The sequence below is a fragment of the Sphingomonas sp. SP1 genome (assembly GCF_058313395.1).
In genome coordinates, this window is sequence record NZ_JBZFLC010000001.1 from 1453454 (window position 1) to 1473631 (window position 20178).

A 20178-nucleotide genomic window follows, 5' to 3' on the forward strand; every position below is an offset into this window, starting at 1 on the left:
TCGCTCGACCTGTCGAGGGGGGGCTTGTGCGGAAAGATGGAGGCCCGAGCCGGAATCGAACCGGCGTGCAAGGATTTGCAGTCCTCTGCGTAACCACTCCGCCATCGGGCCGTGCGGGAGGGCGCAGTGGCCGCGCCGCGCGCATCTGTCAACGATTCTCGACACAGCTGGCCTGGCCTTCGACCAACGAACATTCGTTCGCTTGAGGCTTGCCCCCACCCCCGTGTAAGGACGATTGCCAAGCGGCTGTGCTACTGAAATAAGACAGCTACTGACAGAGGATGAGAATGGATTACGAGAAGGCCCGCCGAGCGATGATCGACAGCCAGTTGCGGCCGGAGGCGGTCAGCGACCCGCTGGTGATCGCCGCGATGGCGAGCGTCCCGCGCGAGCGCTTTGTTCCCGAAGACGCACGGCCCATCGCCTACATGGACCGGCCGGTGCCGCTGGGGGAGGGAAAGTTCCTCAATCCGCCCGCCACGCTCGGGCGGATGCTGACGGAAATCGAGGCCCGACCGGGTGAGCGCGCGCTGGTGATCGGGCCTGCTGCCGCCTATGCCGCCGCGGTGTTGGCGCAGATGGGCCTTAATGTCCGCCTGGTGGATGAGGGCGACCTCACCCAGGGCCTGGCGGGCGGTGGTCCGTATGATGTCATCGTCATCGACGGCGCAGTCGAATTCATCCCCGACGCCATCGTCGCGCAGCTCAGCGAGGGTGGACGGCTTGGGGCCTGCCTGATCGAGAACGGGGTTCAGCGACTGGTCATCGGCCGCAGCGCAGGGGCCGGATTCGGCGTCAGGTCGATCGCCGATGCCTCGGCGGCTCCGCTGCCCGGATTCTCCCGCCCGCCGGTTTTCACCTTCTAGGAGCCTGTCCCAGTGAAGCATCTTCTTGCCACCGTGGCGCTTGGCGCCCTGGTCGTGCCGGCGCCGGCGAGTGCCGACACGCTACGGGAGGCGCTGGTGGCGACCTACCGCGCCAATCCGACCCTCAACGCGCAGCGTGAATCCCTCCGGGCAACGGACACCACCGTCGCTATCGCGCGGGCGGCCGGCCGTCCCCAGGTTGCAGCGTCGGTTGGGGTCAACCGTGATCTCACCCGCTCCGGGATCCTCGACAACGGGAGCAGCAAGGGCCCGCAGCTTTCGGGCGGCGTGGACCTCAGCCTGCCGCTGTTCCAGGGCGGGCGGGTGCGCAATTCGGTCCGGGCGGCGCAGACGCGGGTGGAGGCCGGTCGCGCCACGCTGCGCGCGGTGGAGGGTGACATCTTCACCGAAGCGGTCGCCGCCTACATGGACGTTATTCGCGACCGCGCCATCGTGGAACTGAACGAAAACCAGATCCGCGTTCTCACCACCAACCTCGAAGCAACCCGCGACCGGTTCGAGATCGGAGACGTCACTCGCACCGATGTCGCTCAGTCGGAAGCACGCCTGAGCCTGCAGCGGTCGCAGCTTGCCACCGCCCAGTCGCGGCTTGCCGCAAGCGAGGAGAATTATCGTCGGGTCGTCGGTCGCCGACCCGACGCGCTTGCCCCGCCGCCGCCGCTGCCGCCGTTTCCGGCAACTGCCGATGAGGCGGTCCGCATCGCGCTGGTGCAAAACCCCGACATCATTGCCACGGTTCGGCAGGCGCAGGCCGCGGGGCTGGACGTCCGGGTCGCTCGTGCCGATCGTCTCCCGACCGTATCGGGGGTCGTGTCCGGCACCTACGTGAACACCATCTCCGGCGACGTAGGCACCGACTTCACGACGGGACGGAGCCTGCCTCGGGCAGGTACCGAAACCAGTATCGGCCTCAACACTCGCATTCCGCTTTACCAGGGTGGCGCTCCGGCGGCTCGCATCCGGCAGGCGCAAGCGGTGCAGAGCCAGCTGCTGGAGCAGACCATCGGTACTGAGCGCGCGGTGGTCGCCAACGTCCGCTCGGCTTTTGCGGCATATGACGCGGCGCAGCGGGCGATTGCGTCCAACCAGGTTGCTGTATCGGCCAATGAACTGGCGCTGGAAGGCGCGCGCGCGGAACGTACGGTGGGCACACGCACGGTGCTGGAAGTGCTGAACGCCGAGCAGGAGTTGCTGAACGCGCAGGTCCAACTCGTGACCGCTAGGCGGGATGCGTATGTCGCCGGGTTCCAGCTGCTGAACTCCATGGGGCAGGCCGAGGCCGATGACCTCGGCTTGGAGGGGGGAGCGCTGTACGATCCCACCGGCAATTATCGCCGGGTCTCCGGATCCTGGAGCGATTGGTCGGGCGAACGCCCGCGTGATCCTGCGTCCACCCGCACTCCAACGGCGTCCGAACTGCCGGCGAGCCCGCCGGCGGGGGTGGCCCAGCCCCCGCGATAAGCATAAGATCGTGTCCATGCAGGACCGCCAAGACCCATCGATGGAAGACATCCTCGCCTCGATCAAGAAAGTGATCCAGGAGGAAAAGGATCTGCGCGTCACTCCGGTACGGCGGAGAGAGGCGGAGGCGGAGGGGGCAGAAACCCCAACCGACGAGGTGCTGGAGCTCGACGAACTGGTCGCGGAGGAAGAGGTCGAGATGGCTTTGCCGGAAGTCGACCTCGGCCCCCCGCTGGTTTCCTCCGACGCTGCCGAGATCGCACGGGAGAAGCTGGTCACCTTGCAGCAGGTAGCCGCCACTGCTCCGCCGCCGCAGCCGAACCCGCTTGAAGCGATGGTCCGGGAAATGCTTCGCCCGGTTCTGAAAGACTGGCTGGACCAGAACCTGCCGGCCATAGTCGATGAGCATGTGAAGCGGGAAATCAGCCGGATAACTGGCCAGGGTTTCTGACGAGGCCGCGCGCAGGAGGTAGCCTCTTGCGCACCGGCGCGGCGCTGCTACCCCTCCTTGCCATGATCCACACCCGCTTGCTCGCCGCCGTGGCCCTTGCCGCACTCGCTATCCCTGCAACGGTCGAAGCCCGGCCGATGACCGCGACCGACCTGCAGTCGATGCGCCGCCTGGGCGCGGCGGAAGTCTCGGCCGATGGACGGACAGCCCTGTTCACCATCTCCCAGAGCGATCTTGCCGCCAATCGGCGCATCAATCCCCTCTACACTCTGGACCTCACCAGGCGCGGCGCCCAGCCACAGCCGGTGGCCGCGCTCGCCAACACCAACGCCAATAGTGCGGTGTGGGGACCGGACGGTGCAGTCTGGTTCATGATGAAGGCCGGTGAACGCGATCAGCTTCACCGCATGGCGATCGGCGGCGCGCCCGAGAAGGTCAGCGACTTTCCGGTCGACATCTCCGGCTTCAAAATCTCTCCGACCGGCGACCGAGTGATCATCTGGGCGGACCGGCCGGACTGCCCCGACCTCGTCTGCGCCGCGACCACCTTTGCGGCCAAGGGCCCGGGGACAGGCCAGGTGTTCGACCAGTTGTTCGTGCGACACTGGGATACGTGGGCCGAGCCGGGCACACGTTCGCGCATCTACAGTTTTCCGCTGGCCAACGGCCGGATCAGCGGGCCGGAGGTTCGCCTCACCGGCCAGCTGGTTGGCGATACGCCTTCCAAGCCGTTCGGCGGCGGCGAGGAGATCGACTGGAGCAAGGATGGGCGAACGATCTTCTTCGCCCTTCGCGAGGCGGGACGGATCGAGCCTACGTCGACCAACTTCGACATCTTCTCCGTTCCTGCCGACGGTTCCGCGCCGCCGACCAACCTGACCGATGCGAACGATGCGGTCGATAACCTGCCCACCGTCTCACCGGATGGCCACACGCTGGCCTACGTGGCCATGGCGCGCCCGACCTACGAGGCGGATCGGCAGGTGTTGATGCTGCGCGATATCGCCACGGGCCGGACCCGAGCGCTGACGCAGGGGTGGGACCGGTCGGTCGCATCCATCGCTTGGGCCCCGGATGGCCGTAGCATCATTGTCGATGCGCAGGACACACTGGAAAACCCGCTGTTCCGCGTGGATGTGGCGAGCGGGCGGGTGACCCGGCTGACCCGTGAGGGGACCGCGCATAACGCCCGGCCGCTTCGCGACGGGAGCATCCTGTTCGCAATGAATTCCGTGCAGAAGCCAGACGATCTGTACCGGCTGGATAGACGCGGCCGCACGACCCAGTTGACCAACGTCAACGTCGCGCGGTTGGCCGAACTCGATGCGGTGGCGTTCGCCAAATGGAGCTTTGCCGGCGCCAACAACGACCAGGTCTGGGGCTATACCTTGAAGCCTGCAGGCCCCGCCACCGCCGCGGCGCGGCTGCCGGTGGCGTTCATCATCCACGGAGGTCCGCAAGGCAGCTTCAACAACAGCTGGTCCTACCGCTGGAACCCGCGGGTCTTCGCGGGCCCGGGCTATGCGGTGGTCAGCGTCGATTTCCATGGCTCTACCGGATATGGGCAGGCCTTTACCGATAGCATCAACAAGGACTGGGGCGGCAAGCCGCTGGAAGACCTGCAGAAGGGCTGGGCCTTCGCGCTCAGCCGCGACGCGCAATTGGACGGCAATCGCGCCTGCGCGCTGGGCGGCAGCTACGGCGGTTACATGACCAACTGGATTGCAGGCCGCTGGCCGGATGCGTTCAAGTGCCTGGTCACTCACAACGGCATCTTCGACACCCGATCGATGGGCTACATGACCGAGGAATTGTGGTTCACCGAATGGGAAAATGGCGGGCCTCCGTACCAGGTGCCTCAGGAATATGAGCGCTGGAACCCGCTCAATCATATCGGGAACTGGAAAACGCCGAACCTGATCGTGATCGGCGATCGCGATTACCGCGTGCCCTATACCCAAGGGATCGGCGCCTTCACTGCGCTGCAGCGGCGAGGCGTGCCGAGCCGCCTGCTGCGCTTCCCGGATGAAAACCACTGGGTGCTGAAGCCGAACAACTCCATCCAATGGTACGCCGAGGTCCAGCGCTGGATGGACCAGTGGACCGCACCGGCCGCAGCGCAGTAGGCCTCTTCCCAACGGACCCGTAACGAGTCATGCTGCAGCCTTTCATCGGGAGGACTGGGGCATGTTCTCATTATTCGTCATCGCGCTTGCTGCCGCGCCGACGGCGGGAGCGATCGATTCGTCTCGTTCGGCCTTCGTCGGCTGCCTGCGGGAAGCGGCCAGCACGGCCAAGCCGCCGGAGGTGCCGGTGGACGGGTTTGCCGCCTATGCCAAGGGACGGTGCACCGCCCAGGAAGAAGCCTTGAAGTCGGCCATGATCGCCTTCGACATCAAGAACGGCGCCAGCCGCAGGTCTGCGGCGGAAGGGGCGCAGTTCACCATCGACGATTTTATCGAGACCGCGCGCGGGAATTACGCCGCGCGCAATAGTAATTAGGCGGCGATCTCGACCAGAATGCGGTCGAGCAACAGGCGGCCGCCCGGCTCCAGGCGAAGGAGGCCTGGTTCACGCTTGAGGAGCCCCAAAGCCTCAAGGCGAGCAACCGCCGCGTCGTCCACCAAGGGACGGGAGAATCGGCGGGCAAGCGCGTCCGGATCGATTCCGTCCCGTAACCGCAGCCCCATCACAAGGGCTTCCGAGGCGGCCTCTGCGGAGCTGAGGAGCTCCTCTTCGGCCAGGCCATGACCGTTGCGGGCAATGGCCGACAGGAAGTTTTCCGGCTTGCGATGGCGCGCTGTACGCATGCCCAGGCGACGGCCATGGGCGCCGGGTCCGATCCCGGCATATTCGCCATAACACCAGTAGGCGAGGTTGTGCCGGCTTTCCTCCCCCGGTCGGGCATGATTGCTGGTCTCGTAGCCGGGCAGCCCGGCGGCCTCGGTCACGGCATCCGTCAACTCGAACAGGTCGGCCGCCTGGTCGGTATCGAGCGGCTCGAACTTGCCAGCCGCATGCAAGGCTGCGAAGCGCGTCCCCGGTTCGATGGTAAGCTGGTACAGGGACAAGTGGCCTGTGCCCAGCGCCAGCGCCTTGCCAAGCGTCCCGACCCATTGGTCTGGCGATTGGCCCGGCAGGGCATAGATGAGATCGAAGCTCACCCGGTCGAAATGTCCCTGGGCCGTATCCAGCGCGGCAAGGCCTTCGGCGGCGGAATGGGTCCGCCCGAGGAAACGCAGCTGTTGATCGTCGAACGACTGAATGCCGAGGCTGACCCGGTTGACGCCGGCGAGCGCCAGGTCCGCGAACCGCGCCGCTTCCACGGAGCTGGGATTCGCTTCCAGCGTGATTTCCAGGTCCGGCGCGGCGAGCCAGCTGTTGGTGGCGGCTTCGATCACGGCCTCGACGATCGCCGGATCCATCAGCGAGGGCGTGCCTCCACCAAAGAAGATGCTGGTCAGGCGCCGCCCGGACAGGAGTGCTGCTTCATGGGCAAGGTCGCGCAGCAGCGCGTCGCGCCAGATCGACTGGTCGATGCTGTCGCGGACATGGCTGTTGAAGTCGCAATAGGGGCATTTGCTGACGCAAAACGGCCAATGGACATACAGAGCGAGTGCATCGGGATCAGCACGCGGCGGCGTTTCAACTTGGACAACCTGGACATTACGTCCCCCATGGATGGGCCCCCGGCACGATCCGCCGGGCGCTTCGGTCGAGGTGGAAAGGGAGACAGGGCGATCCATGACGAGGCGCTCCTTAGCCGAAATGCTCCATTGTAGGACAGAAATTCAACGGCATGGCGGCGACGAAGCCTTAACCATGGGCGGTGCAGAATTGGGTCATGAAGACCCTCGTCGCCGCTTTCGTGTTTGCGTCTCTGGCTACCGCCGCTGGGTCGGCCGTGACGCCGTCAATGCCGAGCCCCAACTGGCCTGCACCCGCGGACCGCGGGGATGCGCTGCTGCAGAGTACGGCGCTACGCCTCCATAACCATGCCCGCGGCCGGTTCGGAGTGCCGCCGGTCAGCTGGAGCCCGATGCTCGCGGCCGAGGCGCGGGCCTATGCCCAGAAGATGGCGGCGACCGGCGTCTATGGCCATGACACGACCGCCGGGCGGCGCGCCAAGATGGGCGAGAATCTATGGCGGGGTCAGCGGGGCATGTTCAGCTACGACGTGATGATCGGGTTGATGGTGGACGAAGTCGAGCATTTCGTGCCGGGCGTTTTTCCCAACAACGCCCGCAATGGTGCATGGCACACCGTTGCGCACTATACGCAGATCATCTGGCCGACGACGACGGAAATTGGCTGTGCCGTGGCGTCCAGCGCCAGCACCGATTACCTGGTGTGCCGCTACGCGCCGACCGGCAACAAGGACGGTGTCGCGCTGGTGCCGAACGCCAGCGGAGTGCAGATGGCCGGGGGACGCGACTGACTGCGCGCACCGTCACGCGGCCATGTCGTCAGCGCCGCCTGGTCGTTCCCACCCAAGCCACCAGCTTCTCGAACGCTGCCGCCCGGTGGCTGATCGAATGCTTCTGGCTGGGCTCCATCTCGCCGAAGCTGAGGTCGTAGCCCGCCGGTACGAACATCGGATCGTAGCCGAAGCCCTGGCTGCCGCGCGGCGGCCAAACCAGGGTGCCGTGGACCTTTCCTTCGAAACTTTCGGCCTGGCCGTCGTCAGGCCAGGCCAGCGCGAGCGCACAGACGAAGTGCGCATCGTGGCTGGCGTCGGGACCGACTGCCTGAACCTCGTCCCAGACTCGCTGCATGGCCCGATCCCAGTCTCGGTTGCCGGACGCGTCCTCGGCCCAACGCGCGGAATGGATGCCGGGACGGCCGCCGAGGGCCTCCACCACGAGGCCGCTGTCGTCGGCGAGGGCGGGCAGACCGGAAAGGTCCGCGGCCTGACGCGCCTTCAGGTCGGCATTATCGACGAACGTGGTCCCGGTCTCTTCCGGCTCCGGCAGATCGAGCTCCGCCGCGCCGACGCACTCGATTCCGAACGGGAGCATGAGGTCGCGGATTTCGCGAAGCTTGCCGCTGTTGTGGGTCGCAATGACCAGTTTGGGACCAAGCTTCCTCACCGGCCGACCGCCTTCAACTGCGCCGCGAAAATCTCGTTACAGCCCATTCGTGCGAGCCGCAGCAGACGCAGCAGGCCTTCCTCGTCATAGCATTCGCCTTCGGCAGTCACCTGCGCCTCGCAAATACCGCCATCTGCCGTCAGCACGAAGTTTCCGTCACAGCCGGCGTTCGAATCCTCGATATAATCGAGGTCGAGCACCGCCGTTCCCTGGTGGAAGCCGCAGGAAACGGCCGCCACCTGGGTCGTGATCGGGTCCGTTGCCAGCTTCAGTCCGTCGACCGCTAACCGCAGTGCAACCCACGCGCCCGAGATTGCTGCCGTACGAGTGCCGCCGTCGGCCTGGATGACGTCGCAATCGAGGACGATCTGCCGTTCGCCGAGCTTCGGCAGGTCAGTCACCGCGCGGAGCGAACGACCAATGAGGCGTTGGATTTCCTGGGTGCGCCCCGACTGCTTGCCCTTGGCCGCTTCGCGCGTACCGCGGGTATGGGTGGCGCGAGGCAACATGCCATATTCGGCGGTGACCCAGCCCTGTCCCTTGCCCCGCAGGAACGGCGGCACCTTTTCCTCGACCGAAGCCGTGACCAGCACGCGCGTGTCGCCGAAGCTGACAAGGCAGCTGCCCTCCGCATGACGAGTGAAGCCGGGTTCGAAGGACAAGGCACGCATCTGGTCGGGCGCGCGGCCGGAAGGGCGCATGGGGATCTCCTGATAGTGGTTCGCCGTGGGCCTTAGCTTCCCTCGTCCGTCATTGCGAGCGCAGCGAAGCAATCCATATTGCGACTCAAGACTGGATTGCTTCAGCTCTTCGTTCCTCGCAATGACGGTAAATATGGCCCCGCCAATCACCGAACTGACCGATCGCATGCGCTCGATCTTCGGGCTGGTGGTCGAGGCCTACCTGGAACGTGGGCAGCCGGTCGGGTCCAAAACCCTGACCGGAAGCGTCAACCTGTCCCCTGCCTCGATCCGCTCCGTCATGCAGGAACTGGAGGAGCGGGGACTGCTGACGCACCCCCATACGTCGGCGGGCCGAATCCCGACGGAAACCGGGCTTCGCCTGTTCGTCGATGGGATCATGCAGGCGCATCTGCCGGGCCGACAGGAACGTGCCGCGATCGAAGCGCAGCTGCGCGACCGGCCGATCGAGGAGGCGCTGGCGAATGCAACAGCGGCTCTGTCGGGAATCTCGGCCTGCGCCGGGGTCGTTGTCGCGCCGAAGCTCGAGCCGCGGCTGAAGCAATTGTCGTTCGTGCCATTGGGGGCAGGCCAGGCGCTGGCAGTGCTGGTCGGAATCGATGGGAGCGTCGAAAATCGTGTTGTCGTCCTCCCGCCTGGCACAACGGCGCCGGCACTGGCCGAGGTCGCCAATTATGTCAGCGCCCGCCTGTCGGGGCTGACCCTGGCGGAAGCGGAGACCCGGCTGCGCACCGAAATCCATGAGCGGCGCGAGGCGCTGGACGCGGCGGCAGCGGAGCTGGTCGCGTCGGGCCTTGCGGAATGGCGCGAGGATGCGCGCGCCCGCCCGGTTTTGATCGTGCGCGGGCAGGCCAACCTCATCGACGAGAGCGCTGCGGCCGACCTCGACCGGATTCGCCGACTGCTGGACGAACTGGAGGACCGGCAGGAAATCGTGCGGCTGCTGGAAGGCGCGCGCGACGGGCAGGGCTGTCGCATCTTCATCGGCTCGGAGAACCGGATGTTCGCCCTGTCGGGTTCCAGCGTGATCGCCGCGCCTTATCGCGGGAGCCAGGGCCAGGTGCTCGGCGTTGTGGGAGTCATCGGGCCGACGCGGTTGAACTATGCGCGCGTGGTGCCCATGGTGGATTACACGGCGCAAGCACTCACAAGATTGATGGGATAAATGAACGACAAGCTTCACGAGGAAGCGGAGGAAATCCGCGAGGAAACGGCCGCCGAGGCCCCCGAACTGCAGGAACATGACCAGCTGGCCGAGCTGCAGAAGCAGCTGGAAGAGGCGCAGTCCAAAGCGCTTTATGCGGCCGCCGAGGTGCAGAACGTCCGGCGGCGGCTGGAGCAGGAAAAGGTGCAGGCCGCGGCCTACGCCAATACCGGCTTTGCCCGCGACATGCTGGCGGTGCGCGACCATCTGGAACGGGCGCTGAGCCATGCCCCCGAGGGCGGCGACGATACCACGACCAAGTTTGTCGAGGGCATCCAGGCGACTTTGCGTGAGCTCGACGCCGTGTTCGCGCGCAACGGAATCGCGCGGATCGAGGCCAAGGGCCAGTTGCTGGATCCCAACAAGCATCAGGCGATGATCGAAATCCCGTCGGCGGATGCCGAGCCAGGCACGGTCATCGAGGAAATGCAGGCGGGCTATATGCTGAAGGACCGGTTGCTGCGACCGGCGCTGGTTGGGGTTGCGAAGGCCGGCTGAGCCGCGTCAGAACGGAAAGAAGACCGGGATGGCGGCGATCGCAACCGCCGCCGTCACCAGGTTCAGCGGCACCCCGACGCGCAGGAAGTCGCCGTAACTGTAGCCGCCAAGCTGATAGACCAGGACATTCGTCTGATAGCCGAAGGGCGTTGCGAAAGCGGCGCTGCCCGCCATCATCACCGCGACCAGGAACGGCCGGGCACTGACGCCGAGTGCCTCGGCCAGCGCCACCGCGAGGGGTGTGATCAACACTGCCACCGTCGCGTTGGACAGCAACTCGGTCAGGATCATCGTCGCGAGGTAAAGGCAGGCTAGAGCTAGCAAGGGCGACAGGCCGTCCAGCGATCCGACGATCGCTTTGGTGGCGGCACCGGCCAATCCGGTTTCTTCCAGCGCAATGCCGAGCACGACCATGCCGGCGATCAGCATCAGGATGTCGGGCCTGAGGCCCTGATAGGCCTGGTCCGCCGTGATGACTTTCAACAGGATCAGTAGAACCGCGCCGGCGAACGCGCAGGCGGCGATGGGCGCGACATTCAAAGCCGCCAGTCCGACCACCGCGACAAAAATCAGCGCCGACAGGATGGCCTTGCCCGGCTGTAGCGGCCGTTCCTCGCTGAACGCCAGGGGGGAGCCGAGCTGCGCGCTGCCGAGGCCCGGAGGCTCGGCGGCGGCAGCCTCGACAGCCTGCTGGGCGCCGACCACCTTCCGACCCTCTTCCGTTCGGATCAGTCGGCCGGAAAAGAGGAACAGATAAATGCCGCCGGCAACAGCGACGATCAGCCCGACGGGCGTGATCTCGAAGATGCCGAAGCGCGGCTGGCCCGACACTGCCGCCATGTCGCTGACCAGCAGGTTGGTCGAGGTGCCGATCAGCGTCATGCAGCCGCCAAGCACTGCGGCATAGGACAGGGGGATCAGGTACCGCTTGGGCGAGCGTTCCATCGCCAAGGCGACGTCCCGGATGACGGGCGCGCCCAGCACGACGATCGGCGTGTTGTTGAGAAAGGCCGAGGCGGCCCCCGAGATGGCGATCAGGACCCAGATACCGGCCGAGCCGATCCGCTGGCACAGCGCCACCCCCCGTCGGATGGCCGCGTCCAGTAGGCCGCTCAGTTCCATCGCATAGGCGATCACGAACAGCGCCGCGAGCGCGACGATGGCGGGGCTTGCGAATGCGCCCTGAAGTTCGACCGGACGGACGGCGCCGCTCATCAGCAGGACCGCCGCTCCGCTGAGCGCGACCACGTCGGCCCGGGCCTTGTCGGCAACGAGAGCGGCGATCACGGCGACCAGCACCAGCAAGGTGACGAGCTGGTCGAAACTCAGCATCCGGCCTGTCGCCTCACTTTAGATCCCCTGCACTCGCCCTCGCGCGTCAGTTCTGGCACGGTGACAACATGATACGACGATGCTTGTTCATGCTTCCGGCATCGCTGGCAATGGCAACAGTGACGTTCCTGTCCGGCTGCGGGAGGGAGGAGCCCAAGGACAGCAGGCCGGAGCCGGCTCAGGCCACCGTCGAGCCAAGGGGGGAGCGAACCGGTTTGCCGTCATTCCCCGTGCCGGTACCACCGATCGGGCGGGAACAGCTTATGATCGCTGCGATGCGGGCAGCCAGTGCCTCGGCACTCGGGGCCGGCGCGGACGTGTCGCAGACCGAGCTTGCCGGAAAGAACTTCGTCTTTCGTTTTCGCTTCGGTTGCGGCGGACCGTCGGAAGACGATCCACGAGGTTGGTCCTACGACCCAGAGGAAGAAGTGCTGCGGATCCGCTTCGACCCGGCGCCGCGCAGCGTCGATGCCAAGGAAGGTGATGCAGCAGCGCAACGCGCTGTCTTCACAGTGGAGCAGCCGTGGGTGCTGCAATCCGCCTGCCCGGCCAGCGCGGCCGCCAGGGGGACCGCGCCCGGCGACGGGCAGGTGCGCCTGGTGCAGGAATATGGCGACGACGATTCACGGGCGGAACGGCTGCCGGCCCAATTTCGCGTCACCAAGCGGATGGAGGCGGACGCGGTCCCTCGCGAAGGGTTGGAATTCGTTCTCTCTGGTCGGATCGGCGCTGCGCGAGAAGGGCCGGTGATCGACTGTGTCCCGGCTGCCGGGGGGCGGCCCGACTGCGCGATAGCCGTATCGATCGAACGGGCCGTCATCCAGGACCCGATCAGGGGCGATGAACTGGCGCGGTGGGGAGACAGCTAAGCGGGTTGAATCGGCAATAGCCAGATCGCTGCCGCCAAAGCGACACTGCAAGCCACGGAGGCGAAGCTGATCAATCGGATCCACCAGCGTTTCGCGGCTTTGACCCGATTGGTCGAGAGCCGCTGACGGATGATGATCTCGCGATTTTCGGCGGCCAGAAAGATCAGGACCGCAAGCAGCAGGAAGGCGGTCGCGATCGCTTTCGCCACCCACAACGGCTGCAAGCGGCCGAACAAGGCGTTGAAGGCGAGAGCGATGCCGACCGCTGCATAGCCGGTGCGCAGCCATCCGGCGAAGGTCCGCTCGCTCGCCAATACCGTTCGGTCCTCGGCATAGGCTGTGCGCTGCTCGGCGGAGGATTCGGGTGAGCCCATGGCGTTCGAACGCACCGGGGCGCGCGAGTGCTCCCGCTCAGATCACCTCGCGGCGCTGGACTTCGCCCTTGGTGGCAAGACTGAACCGCGGTTCGACCGAAAGCTCTCCGCGCACCAGACCGGCCGCCAGGCGACCGACTTCCGGACCATGTTTGAAACCGTGACCGGAGCCCGCGCCGACCAGGACGACATTCTTCCATTGCGGGTGGCGGTCGATCAGGAAGTCGCCGTTGCCGCTATTCTCGTACTGACAAACCTCGGCGCCGATCAGGGGCGCACCGCGAAGGCCGGGAAAGCGGCGATCGCGGAACGCGACGATCTCGCCGATGGCCTCTTCGCTCGGGCGACGGCTGTGCGTGTCCGGGTCGACGGCGGCACCATGCCGGTCGTGCGCGAACTTGACGCCGCGTGCTTCGAGATCGGGGAAGCCGTAGAAAACATCACCTCCGGTGAAGTCCGCCCAGCCTGGCATCCGGCCCGGCAGATAGAGTGGGTCGCCAGCCGGCGGGGCGAAGTAGAAAACTTCTTGCCGGGTCGCCTGGATACGCTTGCCGAGCAGGGCTGGGAAAAGCTTTGGGAGCCACGGTCCGCAGGCGAAGACATAATGATCTGCGGTCAGACGCTCGCCGTTCGACAGACGCAGCCCGGACAGCGCGGTGCCGGTCGGGGGTTCGACGGCGGCATGGCGGTATTCGCCCCCCGCCCGGACAAACCTTTGCACCAGTGTCTGCACCGCGCGGCGGGCCATGAGGGCGCCGAATTGCGGCTCAAACATGCCCGCGGTGACGCCCGAAAAGTCGATCATGGGAAAGCGGCGCGTCATCTCCGCTCCAGTCAGATATTGGGTCGGCAGGCCGATCTGTCGGTGCACGGCGAGACTGTCGGACAGGTACGCATTCTGCCCCTGAAAAAAGAACAGCACGCCGTGGGGTGCGAGGATCGGGAGGCCCAAGGCGTCGCTTAGCGTCTTCCATTCAACCAGACTGTCGCGAGCCATGCGGGCATAGATGGCATCCTTGCCGTAGCCCGCCCGCGTCATCCGACTTTCTCCGCCCGACGAGGCTCGGCTGTGAGCGGGTCCCCACGGATCGATCAGCGTGACGCGATGCCCGGAGCGGCGAAGATGTTCGGCGGTCCAACTGCCGAATACGCCCGCGCCGACCACCGCCGTGTGCGGGCGAGACCCCTGTGCCGTGACGATTGCCGGGGTAGAAACGGCAGCGCCGCCCGCCCCGAGGAGGAGCGAGCGGCGCGATACCTGTACCATGCCCGGCTGCTTAGCCGCGCTCTGGCGCCGGCGGCGGCGGCGGTGGTGGAGGCGGCGGAAGCGGGCAGCTGTCCGTCGCCAGGATCACCGATCCATCCGCGCAGGTCTGCGTGGGGGCCGGCGGTGGCGGTGGCGGCGGAGGAGGCGGCGGCGGCAACGGTGCGGCGACCGGTTCGGACCGGAACTTGTACCGGGCGGTCAGGCCGATCGTTCGCGGCGTACCGACATTGTAGCCAATCCGGGCCCGGCCACCGCGCTCCCGATCCAGCGACAGCTTCGGGTTCTTGTCGAACAGATTGTTGACATAGAGCTGCAGCTCCAAGCCGCTGTCGAAGGCCAGACCGGTGGTCAAATTGACCAGCGTGTACGCGGGCAGCCGGTACGAGCCGAACGCCGTGCTGCGACTGCCGATTTCGCCCGTCAGCGGATCCGCGAACAGCGACCCGTTGACACCGTCGACGAAGAGATCGGCGCCGGGTTCCTGATCACCGGGCTGCGTGAAGCGGCTACCGATCCGCTGGACGCTGGCATTGGCGAACCATTCGGCGGTGTCACTCATCCGGTGGGTGTAGCCGGCGGTGGCGGCGAACTGATATTTCGGAACCGTCGGCAAGCGATTGCCGTCCCGAATACCGGTGCGGGACGCCAGAACCGCATTGTCGACCGTCGTGTCGAACTCGGCGCTGGTCAGGCTGCCGGCGAACGACAGGTCAAATCCCTCCAGCGGACGCAGGGAGATTTCGGCTTCGAGACCGGTGGTATGGGCCTTGTCGACATTGAGGACGATCCGCGATGAGCAGCTGCCCGCGTCGACGGTGACCTGCAGGTCCCTGATCTTGGTGTGGAACACCGCCGCGTTGAACGTCACCGGACCGCGGGAATATTTCACGCCCGCTTCGTAGTTCCACAGCGTCTCATCGTCATATTCGGCGGCGGTGAACGGGCCATAGACCAGTTCGTCGGCGTCGCTGCACAGCGGAAGGTTGAGTGGATCGTTCACGCCGCCGAGGCGGAAGCCCTTGGCGGCCTGGACGTTGACGCTGAGGTTGTTGGTCGGCTCCCAGGTCGCGATCACGCGGGGACTGAAGCCGCTGGATTTCGTCTTGTCGCCGATCCGGTTGTCGCCGTTGGAGAAGATGCCGCCCGAAATGAAGTCGCGCTCTTCCTTGAAGCGATAGTAGCGGCCGCCGCCGGTCAGCTTGAATTGGCCGAAGTCGTAACTCGCCTCGCCGAAGATCGCGGACTGGCGAATGTCGTACGGCAGGTCCGCATTGTAAGGCGAGTCGGCCGGGAAGCCGTTGCGGGTCAACGCGACCGGAACCGGGGTGCCGAGCACCGGATCGAGGCAGCTGGATCCTTCGTTGACGTCCGGAGTCAAAGGATCGTCCGGGACGCACAGAGCATTCAGGAACAGCTGGCTGAACACGTCCGCGCCCGGAGTCGGCAGGCGCTGCTCATACTTGCGATCGACCTTGGAGTAGAAGCCACCGACCACCCATTGGAACGGCCCGTCGCCGGTCGAGGCGAGCCGCAGTTCCTGGGTCCATTGCTTGAGATCGGTCGTGTCCCGAAGATTGGACGGAAGGAAGGCGCCCGGCGCGATCGCCGGGTCGGCGCCCGAGAAGGAGACATAGACGGACCCGGTCAGCGCGGAGGCGTCGCGGGAAACCAGGATATCGCGGTTGATATAGCTGGTGATGCTGGTGAGCTCGACGCCGCCCAGGTCCGCGCTGGCGGTTAGGTCGGCCAGCAGGGTCTTGTCCTTGAATTCTTCGCGGAGCAGCAAATACTGCTTGCGCTTGCCCGGGTTTCCGACCGACCCGCCGGTCGTGAACTGGTTGTCGTAGAGGTGGTAGCGCTCTTCCCGGTTGAAGCCGTCTGCGGTGACCTTCTGATAGACCACGCGTGGGGTCAGCTTGATGCCCGGCGCCGGCTCCCACAGCAGGGAGATGCGGGTGCCGAGGCGGTTGCCGTCGTTGATGTTCTTGCCGCCGGCCGGGCCGATGGCGTCGATGAAACCGGCGTAGTGTGTGCCGTAGCCGACCACCCGCAGCGCGGCGGTGTCGCCCAGCGGCACGTTGATCGCGCCCTTCAGATGATAGCCGATGTCGCTTTCATCGACGGTGTTCACATTGGCCTCGATGAGGCCTTCGGTGACACCCAGCCGCGGCTGGTTGGTGATGTAGCGGATCGTGCCGCCGACGCTGCCGGAACCGAACAGCGTGCCCTGCGGACCGCGCAGCGTTTCCACGCGATTGAGGTCAAACAGGTCGAAGTCGGGGGTGAAGAGCGACAGCGAGATGACGCTTTCGTCGAGATAGACGCCGACCTGTTCCTTGACGCCCGGCTGGTCGCGGACGATTTGGCCGGCAGACACGCCGCGGACGGAAACCTGGCTTTGGCCCGGCCCAAGATTCTGGACGGTAAGGCCGGCGACGTTGCGGCTCAAATCCTCGATGGTCTGGGCGTTGGCGCGCTGAATGTCCGCTTCGGTCTGCGCGTTGATCGAGAAGGGAACGTCCTGCACCGTCGATGCGCGCTTGGTCGCAGTGACGATGATTTCTGTCGGCCCGCGGGTATCGGGCGCCGGCGTCGCGCTTTCGGGTGGGTTGACGGTTTGGGCCTGTTCCTCGGGAGTGGTCTGGGCCGTCGCCGGCATGGCGGCGGCGAGAGCGGCGGTTCCAGCCAACAGGCTACGCAGCGCGGTGATCTTCAGTCGCATCGGATGCCCCCTTTGCTTATGATGCGAGAAGCCTACGCTAATCCGTTGCAATGCCTAGACTGACCGAAATGCCTACATGGATTCGGCGAATCATTGTTGCAGGTAGGTAACAGCCGAAATTCGGCGGTTATCCGCGCTCTGCGAATGGCAGGATCCCCGGATCGGCCATGCCTGCCAGCTTGAATCCGCGCGCCTGAAGGAAGGCGTGGCGCACGATTTCCGCCTGTTGTTCAAGCCCATACGCGTCGAACGGCTTGCCGGGCACGAATTGGTAGGCGTAGCGGCAGAAGGGGTGCCGCATCAGCGGCAGGTAGAAGCGGCCGCGGGTCTGCGCCTGCCAGACGTGCGTCATCTCATGGATGAAGAGCCCTTGCAGGCTGGATTGAGCCTTGCTGAAATCCTCGGACCAATTGGGGTCCTTGGGGTGGAAGTGGATGTTGCCGGTCGGCGCCATCACGATCCCGCGCGGCTGAAACGGCCACCATTTTCGCCGCACGAGATTGACGCGATCATAGTCGATCGCCTCGCCGAAGACCGAACGAGCCATGGCGATTTCGCCCGGCGAGAGTGGACGCGAGACTGTCATGCGGTGGACGTAGGGGCCGTGTCCGCGCAAGCCAAGCGGAAGGCTTGCCGCGTGCCGGGGACGCCGCTAGGGCAGCGGGCAAAGCTTATCAGGGAAGGAAAGACCAACATGAGCGAGACCGCCGAGCGCGTGAAGAAGATCGTTGTCGAACATCTGGGTGTCGAAGCCGAGAAGGTGACGGAAGAAGCGAGCTTCATCGACGATCTGGGCGCCGACAGCCTCGACATCGTCGAGCTGGTGATGGCCTTCGAGGAAGAGTTCGGCGTGGAAATCCCCGACGACGCGGCCGAGAAGATCACCACGGTCAAGGACGCGATCGACTATATCGACCAGAACCAGGGCTGAGGCTCGGGTCTGATCATATTCCGCCTGCTGCTTTGCAGGCGGAGCTTCGACAGGCTCAGCCCGCCCGGGTATGAGCCTGTTGTGCTATTGGAGACATATTGATGCGTCGTGTCGTGGTCACTGGCCTTGGTCTCGTTACTCCGCTGGGCGGAGACGTGGAGACGAGCTGGAAAAACATCCTCGCCAGCCGAAGCGGCGCGGCGAAGATCACCAGGTTCGACGCGTCCGACCAGAAGTGCCATATCGCCTGCGAGGTGAAGCCGGCCGGCCATGAATATGGTTTCGACCCCTCGCTGCGCGTCGACCACAAGGTGCAGCGGCAGGTCGATCCCTTCATCGTCTTCGGCATCGACGCCGCCGGCCAGGCCATCGAGGACGCGGGCCTGACCGACATGCCCGAGGAGATGAAGCTGCGCGCCGGCGTGTCGATCGGCAGCGGCATCGGGGGACTTCCGGGAATCGAAAGCGAAAGCCTGGTCCTGCACGAAAAGGGCCCGGGACGGGTCAGCCCACACTTCGTCCACGGGCGCCTGATCAACCTCATCTCGGGCCAGGTTTCGATCAAATATGGGCTGATGGGTCCGAACCACGCGGTCGTGACGGCCTGCTCGACGGGAGCTCACTCGATCGGCGACGCGGCGCGGATGATCCGTGACGACGATGCGGACATCATGCTGGCCGGCGGAGCCGAAGCGACGATCTGCCCGATCGGGATCGCCGGGTTCGCGCAGGCTCGCGCCCTGTCGACGGCATTCAACGATCAGCCCGAAAAGGCGTCGCGTCCCTATGACAAGGACCGCGACGGCTTCGTCATGGGCGAGGGCGCGGGCGTGGTGGTGCTGGAGGAATATGAGCACGCCAAGCGGCGGGGCGCGAAGATCTACGCCGAGGTCGTCGGCTACGGCCTGTCGGGCGATGCCTATCACGTCACCGCCCCGCATCCGGAAGGGTCGGGCGCCTACCGGTCAATGCAGATGGCGATGAAGAAGTCGGGGCTGGACCTTGGCGACATCGACTACATCAATGCCCATGGCACTTCGACGCCGCTGGGCGACGAGCTGGAGCTGGGCGCGGTGCGCAAGCTGTTCGGCAATCATCTGGGCGAAATGTCGATGAGCTCGACCAAATCGGCGATCGGCCACCTGTTGGGAGGCGCGGGTGCAGTGGAGAGCATCTTCTGCATCCTGTCGATCCGCGACCAGATCGTGCCGCCCACGTTGAACCTCGACAATCCCTCCGAGGGCTGCGCCGGGGTCGACCTGGTGCCGCACAAGGCCAAGGAGCGGAAGGTCCGCGCGGCGCTGAACAATAGCTTCGGCTTCGGCGGGACGAACGCGTCGCTGGTGATGAAAGCGGTCGACTGACCGGGTCCGGGCCATGCTGAAGCGCCTGATCCTGATTACCGTCGCCGCTGGCCTGCTGGTCGGCGCGGCCGGGGCCTATATGCTGTGGTGGGGCGGCGGTTCGGCCAAGGCGGAAACCATCGTCGTGGAGGAGGGTGCCACGCTGACGAGTCTTTGTCCGGGGCTCGCGGCCAAGAACCTCATTCCCGGTACGTGCACCACCTACCGCGCGATGGCCCGCCTGTTCGGATCGAGCGACGGCATCCAGGCCGGAGAGTTCGAGGTGCCTGCAGGAACGGGCGGCGCGGCGTTGCTCGACCTGTTGCAGCACGGGCAGCCGGTCCAGCGGCTGATCACCATCGCGGAGGGCACGCCCTCCGTCATCGTGCAGGAAAAGGTGGCAGCCGTGCCCTATCTCACCGGCAACGCGCCGCTGCCGGCCGAGGGATCGGTGCTGCCGAACAGCTACAGCTTTGCCCGGGGCGAGCCGCGGGCGGCGGTGATCGGGCGCATGCAGGCGGCCATGACGCGGGAACTGGAGCGGCTGTGGGGGGCTCGCAAGGGCAACTGCCCCGTTTCCACCAAGGAGGAGGCCGTCAACCTCGCTGCCATCGTGGAGAAGGAAACCGGCAAACCGTCGGAGCGGCGCACAGTGGCCGGTGTCTACTGCAACCGCCTGCGTATCGGCATGAAGCTCGATGCCGATCCCACCGTCATCTACCCGGTGACCAAGGGCAAGCCGCTCGGGCGCCGGATCCTCCGTTCGGAGTTGAATGCGGACAACGGCTACAACACCTATCGCCGCGCGGGCCTGCCAGCGGGGCCGATCGCCAACCCTGGCCGCGACAGCATCGCCGCTGTCCTCGATCCGGAGCAGCATGAGTTCGTTTATTTTGTCGCCGACGGAACAGGCGGCCATGTCTTCGCCAAGACCCTAGCCGAGCATAACGCCAACGTGGTGAAGTGGCGGGCCATTAGGAAAGCGCGGGGCGAGATCTGACATCCGCCCGGTCGAATTCCGTTGTTTGATTGACCCGACTTCGTGGCG

Annotated in this window: 20 protein-coding genes and 1 tRNA gene; 12 read left to right on the forward strand and 9 right to left on the reverse strand. The window is 65.7% G+C overall.

All coding sequences use genetic code 11. From position 1 onward, the window contains the following. Window positions 1-37: 37 nt before the first annotated feature. Window positions 38-111 (reverse strand) — tRNA-Cys (locus AC4GYS_RS07360). Window positions 112-287: 176 nt separating this feature from the next. Here AC4GYS_RS07360 and AC4GYS_RS07365 point away from each other — a divergent pair. From AC4GYS_RS07365 to AC4GYS_RS07385, 5 genes are all read left to right on the forward strand, one after another. Further along, on the forward strand, window positions 288-866 hold the full coding sequence (locus AC4GYS_RS07365) for a protein-L-isoaspartate O-methyltransferase family protein (protein WP_491108441.1): 579 nt from the start codon (window positions 288-290) through the stop codon (window positions 864-866). 12 nt (window positions 867-878) lie between these two features. Further along, window positions 879-2348, forward strand: a complete 1470-nt coding sequence (locus tag AC4GYS_RS07370) for a TolC family outer membrane protein (protein ID WP_491108442.1) — start codon at window positions 879-881, stop codon at window positions 2346-2348. Between the two features lie 16 nt (window positions 2349-2364). Beyond that, a complete protein-coding gene (locus AC4GYS_RS07375) occupies window positions 2365-2799 on the forward strand; it encodes a DUF2497 domain-containing protein (RefSeq protein WP_491108443.1) in 435 nt (144 codons plus the stop codon). 62 nt (window positions 2800-2861) lie between these two features. After that, entirely contained in the window at window positions 2862-4925 is a 2064-nt protein-coding gene (locus AC4GYS_RS07380) for a S9 family peptidase (RefSeq protein WP_491108444.1), read from the forward strand. A gap of 61 nt (window positions 4926-4986) precedes the next feature. Then, on the forward strand, window positions 4987-5301 hold the full coding sequence (locus AC4GYS_RS07385; RefSeq protein ID WP_491108445.1) for a hypothetical protein: 315 nt from the start codon (window positions 4987-4989) through the stop codon (window positions 5299-5301). Here the strand turns inward: AC4GYS_RS07385 and hemW are convergent. Further along, the gene (hemW, locus tag AC4GYS_RS07390) at window positions 5298-6545 is read right to left on the reverse strand and encodes a radical SAM family heme chaperone HemW (protein ID WP_491108446.1); all 1248 of its coding nucleotides are present in this window, start codon (window positions 6543-6545) and stop codon (window positions 5298-5300) included. The genes AC4GYS_RS07385 and hemW overlap by 4 nt on opposite strands. Before the next feature lie 170 nt (window positions 6546-6715). Between hemW and AC4GYS_RS07395 the strand changes: the two genes are divergently transcribed. Beyond that, a complete protein-coding gene (locus tag AC4GYS_RS07395; RefSeq protein WP_491108447.1) occupies window positions 6716-7237 on the forward strand; it encodes a CAP domain-containing protein in 522 nt (173 codons plus the stop codon). Between the two features lie 28 nt (window positions 7238-7265). Here the strand turns inward: AC4GYS_RS07395 and rdgB are convergent, their stop codons facing one another. Continuing rightward, window positions 7266-7889: an RdgB/HAM1 family non-canonical purine NTP pyrophosphatase gene (gene rdgB, locus AC4GYS_RS07400; RefSeq protein WP_491108448.1), complete on the reverse strand. Its 624-nt coding sequence runs from the start codon at window positions 7887-7889 to the stop codon at window positions 7266-7268. Next, on the reverse strand, window positions 7886-8590 hold the full coding sequence (gene rph, locus AC4GYS_RS07405; protein WP_491108449.1) for a ribonuclease PH: 705 nt from the start codon (window positions 8588-8590) through the stop codon (window positions 7886-7888). The genes rdgB and rph overlap by 4 nt, the downstream gene beginning before the upstream one ends. 133 nt (window positions 8591-8723) lie before the next feature. On the opposite strand from rph, the gene hrcA reads away from it, so the two are divergent. Continuing rightward, entirely contained in the window at window positions 8724-9755 is a 1032-nt protein-coding gene (hrcA, locus tag AC4GYS_RS07410; RefSeq protein WP_491108450.1) for a heat-inducible transcriptional repressor HrcA, read from the forward strand. After that, entirely contained in the window at window positions 9756-10292 is a 537-nt protein-coding gene (gene grpE, locus AC4GYS_RS07415) for a nucleotide exchange factor GrpE (protein ID WP_491108451.1), read from the forward strand. It begins immediately after the preceding gene. Window positions 10293-10298: 6 nt separating this feature from the next. On the opposite strand, the gene AC4GYS_RS07420 is transcribed toward grpE, so the two are convergent. Next, a complete protein-coding gene (locus tag AC4GYS_RS07420; RefSeq protein ID WP_491109375.1) occupies window positions 10299-11621 on the reverse strand; it encodes an SLC13 family permease in 1323 nt (440 codons plus the stop codon). Window positions 11622-11743: 122 nt separating this feature from the next. Between AC4GYS_RS07420 and AC4GYS_RS07425 the strand changes: the two genes are divergently transcribed. Next, complete coding sequence (locus AC4GYS_RS07425; protein ID WP_491108452.1) at window positions 11744-12493, forward strand: hypothetical protein; 750 nt, start codon at window positions 11744-11746, stop codon at window positions 12491-12493. On the opposite strand, the gene AC4GYS_RS07430 is transcribed toward AC4GYS_RS07425, so the two are convergent. The 4 genes from AC4GYS_RS07430 to AC4GYS_RS07445 form a co-directional block, all read right to left on the reverse strand. After that, window positions 12490-12867 (reverse strand): YidH family protein, encoded by a 378-nt coding sequence (locus tag AC4GYS_RS07430; RefSeq protein WP_491108453.1) that lies wholly within the window; start codon window positions 12865-12867, stop codon window positions 12490-12492. The two genes, AC4GYS_RS07425 and AC4GYS_RS07430, sit on opposite strands and share 4 nt — an antisense overlap. A 37-nt stretch (window positions 12868-12904) precedes the next feature. After that, window positions 12905-14134 (reverse strand): FAD-dependent oxidoreductase, encoded by a 1230-nt coding sequence (locus AC4GYS_RS07435; RefSeq protein WP_491108454.1) that lies wholly within the window; start codon window positions 14132-14134, stop codon window positions 12905-12907. 10 nt (window positions 14135-14144) lie between these two features. Continuing rightward, window positions 14145-16856: a TonB-dependent receptor gene (locus tag AC4GYS_RS07440; RefSeq protein ID WP_491108455.1), complete on the reverse strand. Its 2712-nt coding sequence runs from the start codon at window positions 16854-16856 to the stop codon at window positions 14145-14147. A 127-nt stretch (window positions 16857-16983) separates the two neighbouring features. Beyond that, window positions 16984-17442 (reverse strand): vgr related protein, encoded by a 459-nt coding sequence (locus AC4GYS_RS07445; RefSeq protein WP_491108456.1) that lies wholly within the window; start codon window positions 17440-17442, stop codon window positions 16984-16986. A gap of 108 nt (window positions 17443-17550) precedes the next feature. Between AC4GYS_RS07445 and AC4GYS_RS07450 the strand changes: the two genes are divergently transcribed. The 3 genes from AC4GYS_RS07450 (at window position 17551) to mltG (ending at window position 20130) form a co-directional block, all read left to right on the forward strand. Continuing rightward, complete coding sequence (locus AC4GYS_RS07450) at window positions 17551-17787, forward strand: acyl carrier protein (RefSeq protein WP_192586890.1); 237 nt, start codon at window positions 17551-17553, stop codon at window positions 17785-17787. 101 nt (window positions 17788-17888) lie between these two features. Continuing rightward, complete coding sequence (fabF, locus tag AC4GYS_RS07455; RefSeq protein WP_491108457.1) at window positions 17889-19151, forward strand: beta-ketoacyl-ACP synthase II; 1263 nt, start codon at window positions 17889-17891, stop codon at window positions 19149-19151. 13 nt (window positions 19152-19164) lie between these two features. Next, the gene (mltG, locus tag AC4GYS_RS07460) at window positions 19165-20130 is read left to right on the forward strand and encodes an endolytic transglycosylase MltG (protein ID WP_491108458.1); all 966 of its coding nucleotides are present in this window, start codon (window positions 19165-19167) and stop codon (window positions 20128-20130) included. Window positions 20131-20178 lie beyond the last annotated feature (48 nt).

What these genes read in the sequence shown, in the direction of transcription:
- hrcA (WP_491108450.1), top strand. Translation starts at nt 8,724, where the DNA reads ATGGCCCCGCCAATCACCGAACTGACCGATCGCATGCGCTCGATCTTC.
- rph (WP_491108449.1), bottom strand. Translation starts at nt 8,590, where the DNA reads ATGCGCCCTTCCGGCCGCGCGCCCGACCAGATGCGTGCCTTGTCCTTC.
- AC4GYS_RS07435 (WP_491108454.1), bottom strand. Translation starts at nt 14,134, where the DNA reads ATGGTACAGGTATCGCGCCGCTCGCTCCTCCTCGGGGCGGGCGGCGCT.
- AC4GYS_RS07365 (WP_491108441.1), top strand. Translation starts at nt 288, where the DNA reads ATGGATTACGAGAAGGCCCGCCGAGCGATGATCGACAGCCAGTTGCGG.
- AC4GYS_RS07430 (WP_491108453.1), bottom strand. Translation starts at nt 12,867, where the DNA reads ATGGGCTCACCCGAATCCTCCGCCGAGCAGCGCACAGCCTATGCCGAG.
- AC4GYS_RS07385 (WP_491108445.1), top strand. Translation starts at nt 4,987, where the DNA reads ATGTTCTCATTATTCGTCATCGCGCTTGCTGCCGCGCCGACGGCGGGA.
- AC4GYS_RS07450 (WP_192586890.1), top strand. Translation starts at nt 17,551, where the DNA reads ATGAGCGAGACCGCCGAGCGCGTGAAGAAGATCGTTGTCGAACATCTG.
- AC4GYS_RS07445 (WP_491108456.1), bottom strand. Translation starts at nt 17,442, where the DNA reads ATGACAGTCTCGCGTCCACTCTCGCCGGGCGAAATCGCCATGGCTCGT.
- grpE (WP_491108451.1), top strand. Translation starts at nt 9,756, where the DNA reads ATGAACGACAAGCTTCACGAGGAAGCGGAGGAAATCCGCGAGGAAACG.
- hemW (WP_491108446.1), bottom strand. Translation starts at nt 6,545, where the DNA reads ATGGATCGCCCTGTCTCCCTTTCCACCTCGACCGAAGCGCCCGGCGGA.
- AC4GYS_RS07380 (WP_491108444.1), top strand. Translation starts at nt 2,862, where the DNA reads ATGATCCACACCCGCTTGCTCGCCGCCGTGGCCCTTGCCGCACTCGCT.
- AC4GYS_RS07395 (WP_491108447.1), top strand. Translation starts at nt 6,716, where the DNA reads ATGCCGAGCCCCAACTGGCCTGCACCCGCGGACCGCGGGGATGCGCTG.
- fabF (WP_491108457.1), top strand. Translation starts at nt 17,889, where the DNA reads ATGCGTCGTGTCGTGGTCACTGGCCTTGGTCTCGTTACTCCGCTGGGC.
- AC4GYS_RS07375 (WP_491108443.1), top strand. Translation starts at nt 2,365, where the DNA reads ATGCAGGACCGCCAAGACCCATCGATGGAAGACATCCTCGCCTCGATC.
- mltG (WP_491108458.1), top strand. Translation starts at nt 19,165, where the DNA reads ATGCTGAAGCGCCTGATCCTGATTACCGTCGCCGCTGGCCTGCTGGTC.
- AC4GYS_RS07440 (WP_491108455.1), bottom strand. Translation starts at nt 16,856, where the DNA reads ATGCGACTGAAGATCACCGCGCTGCGTAGCCTGTTGGCTGGAACCGCC.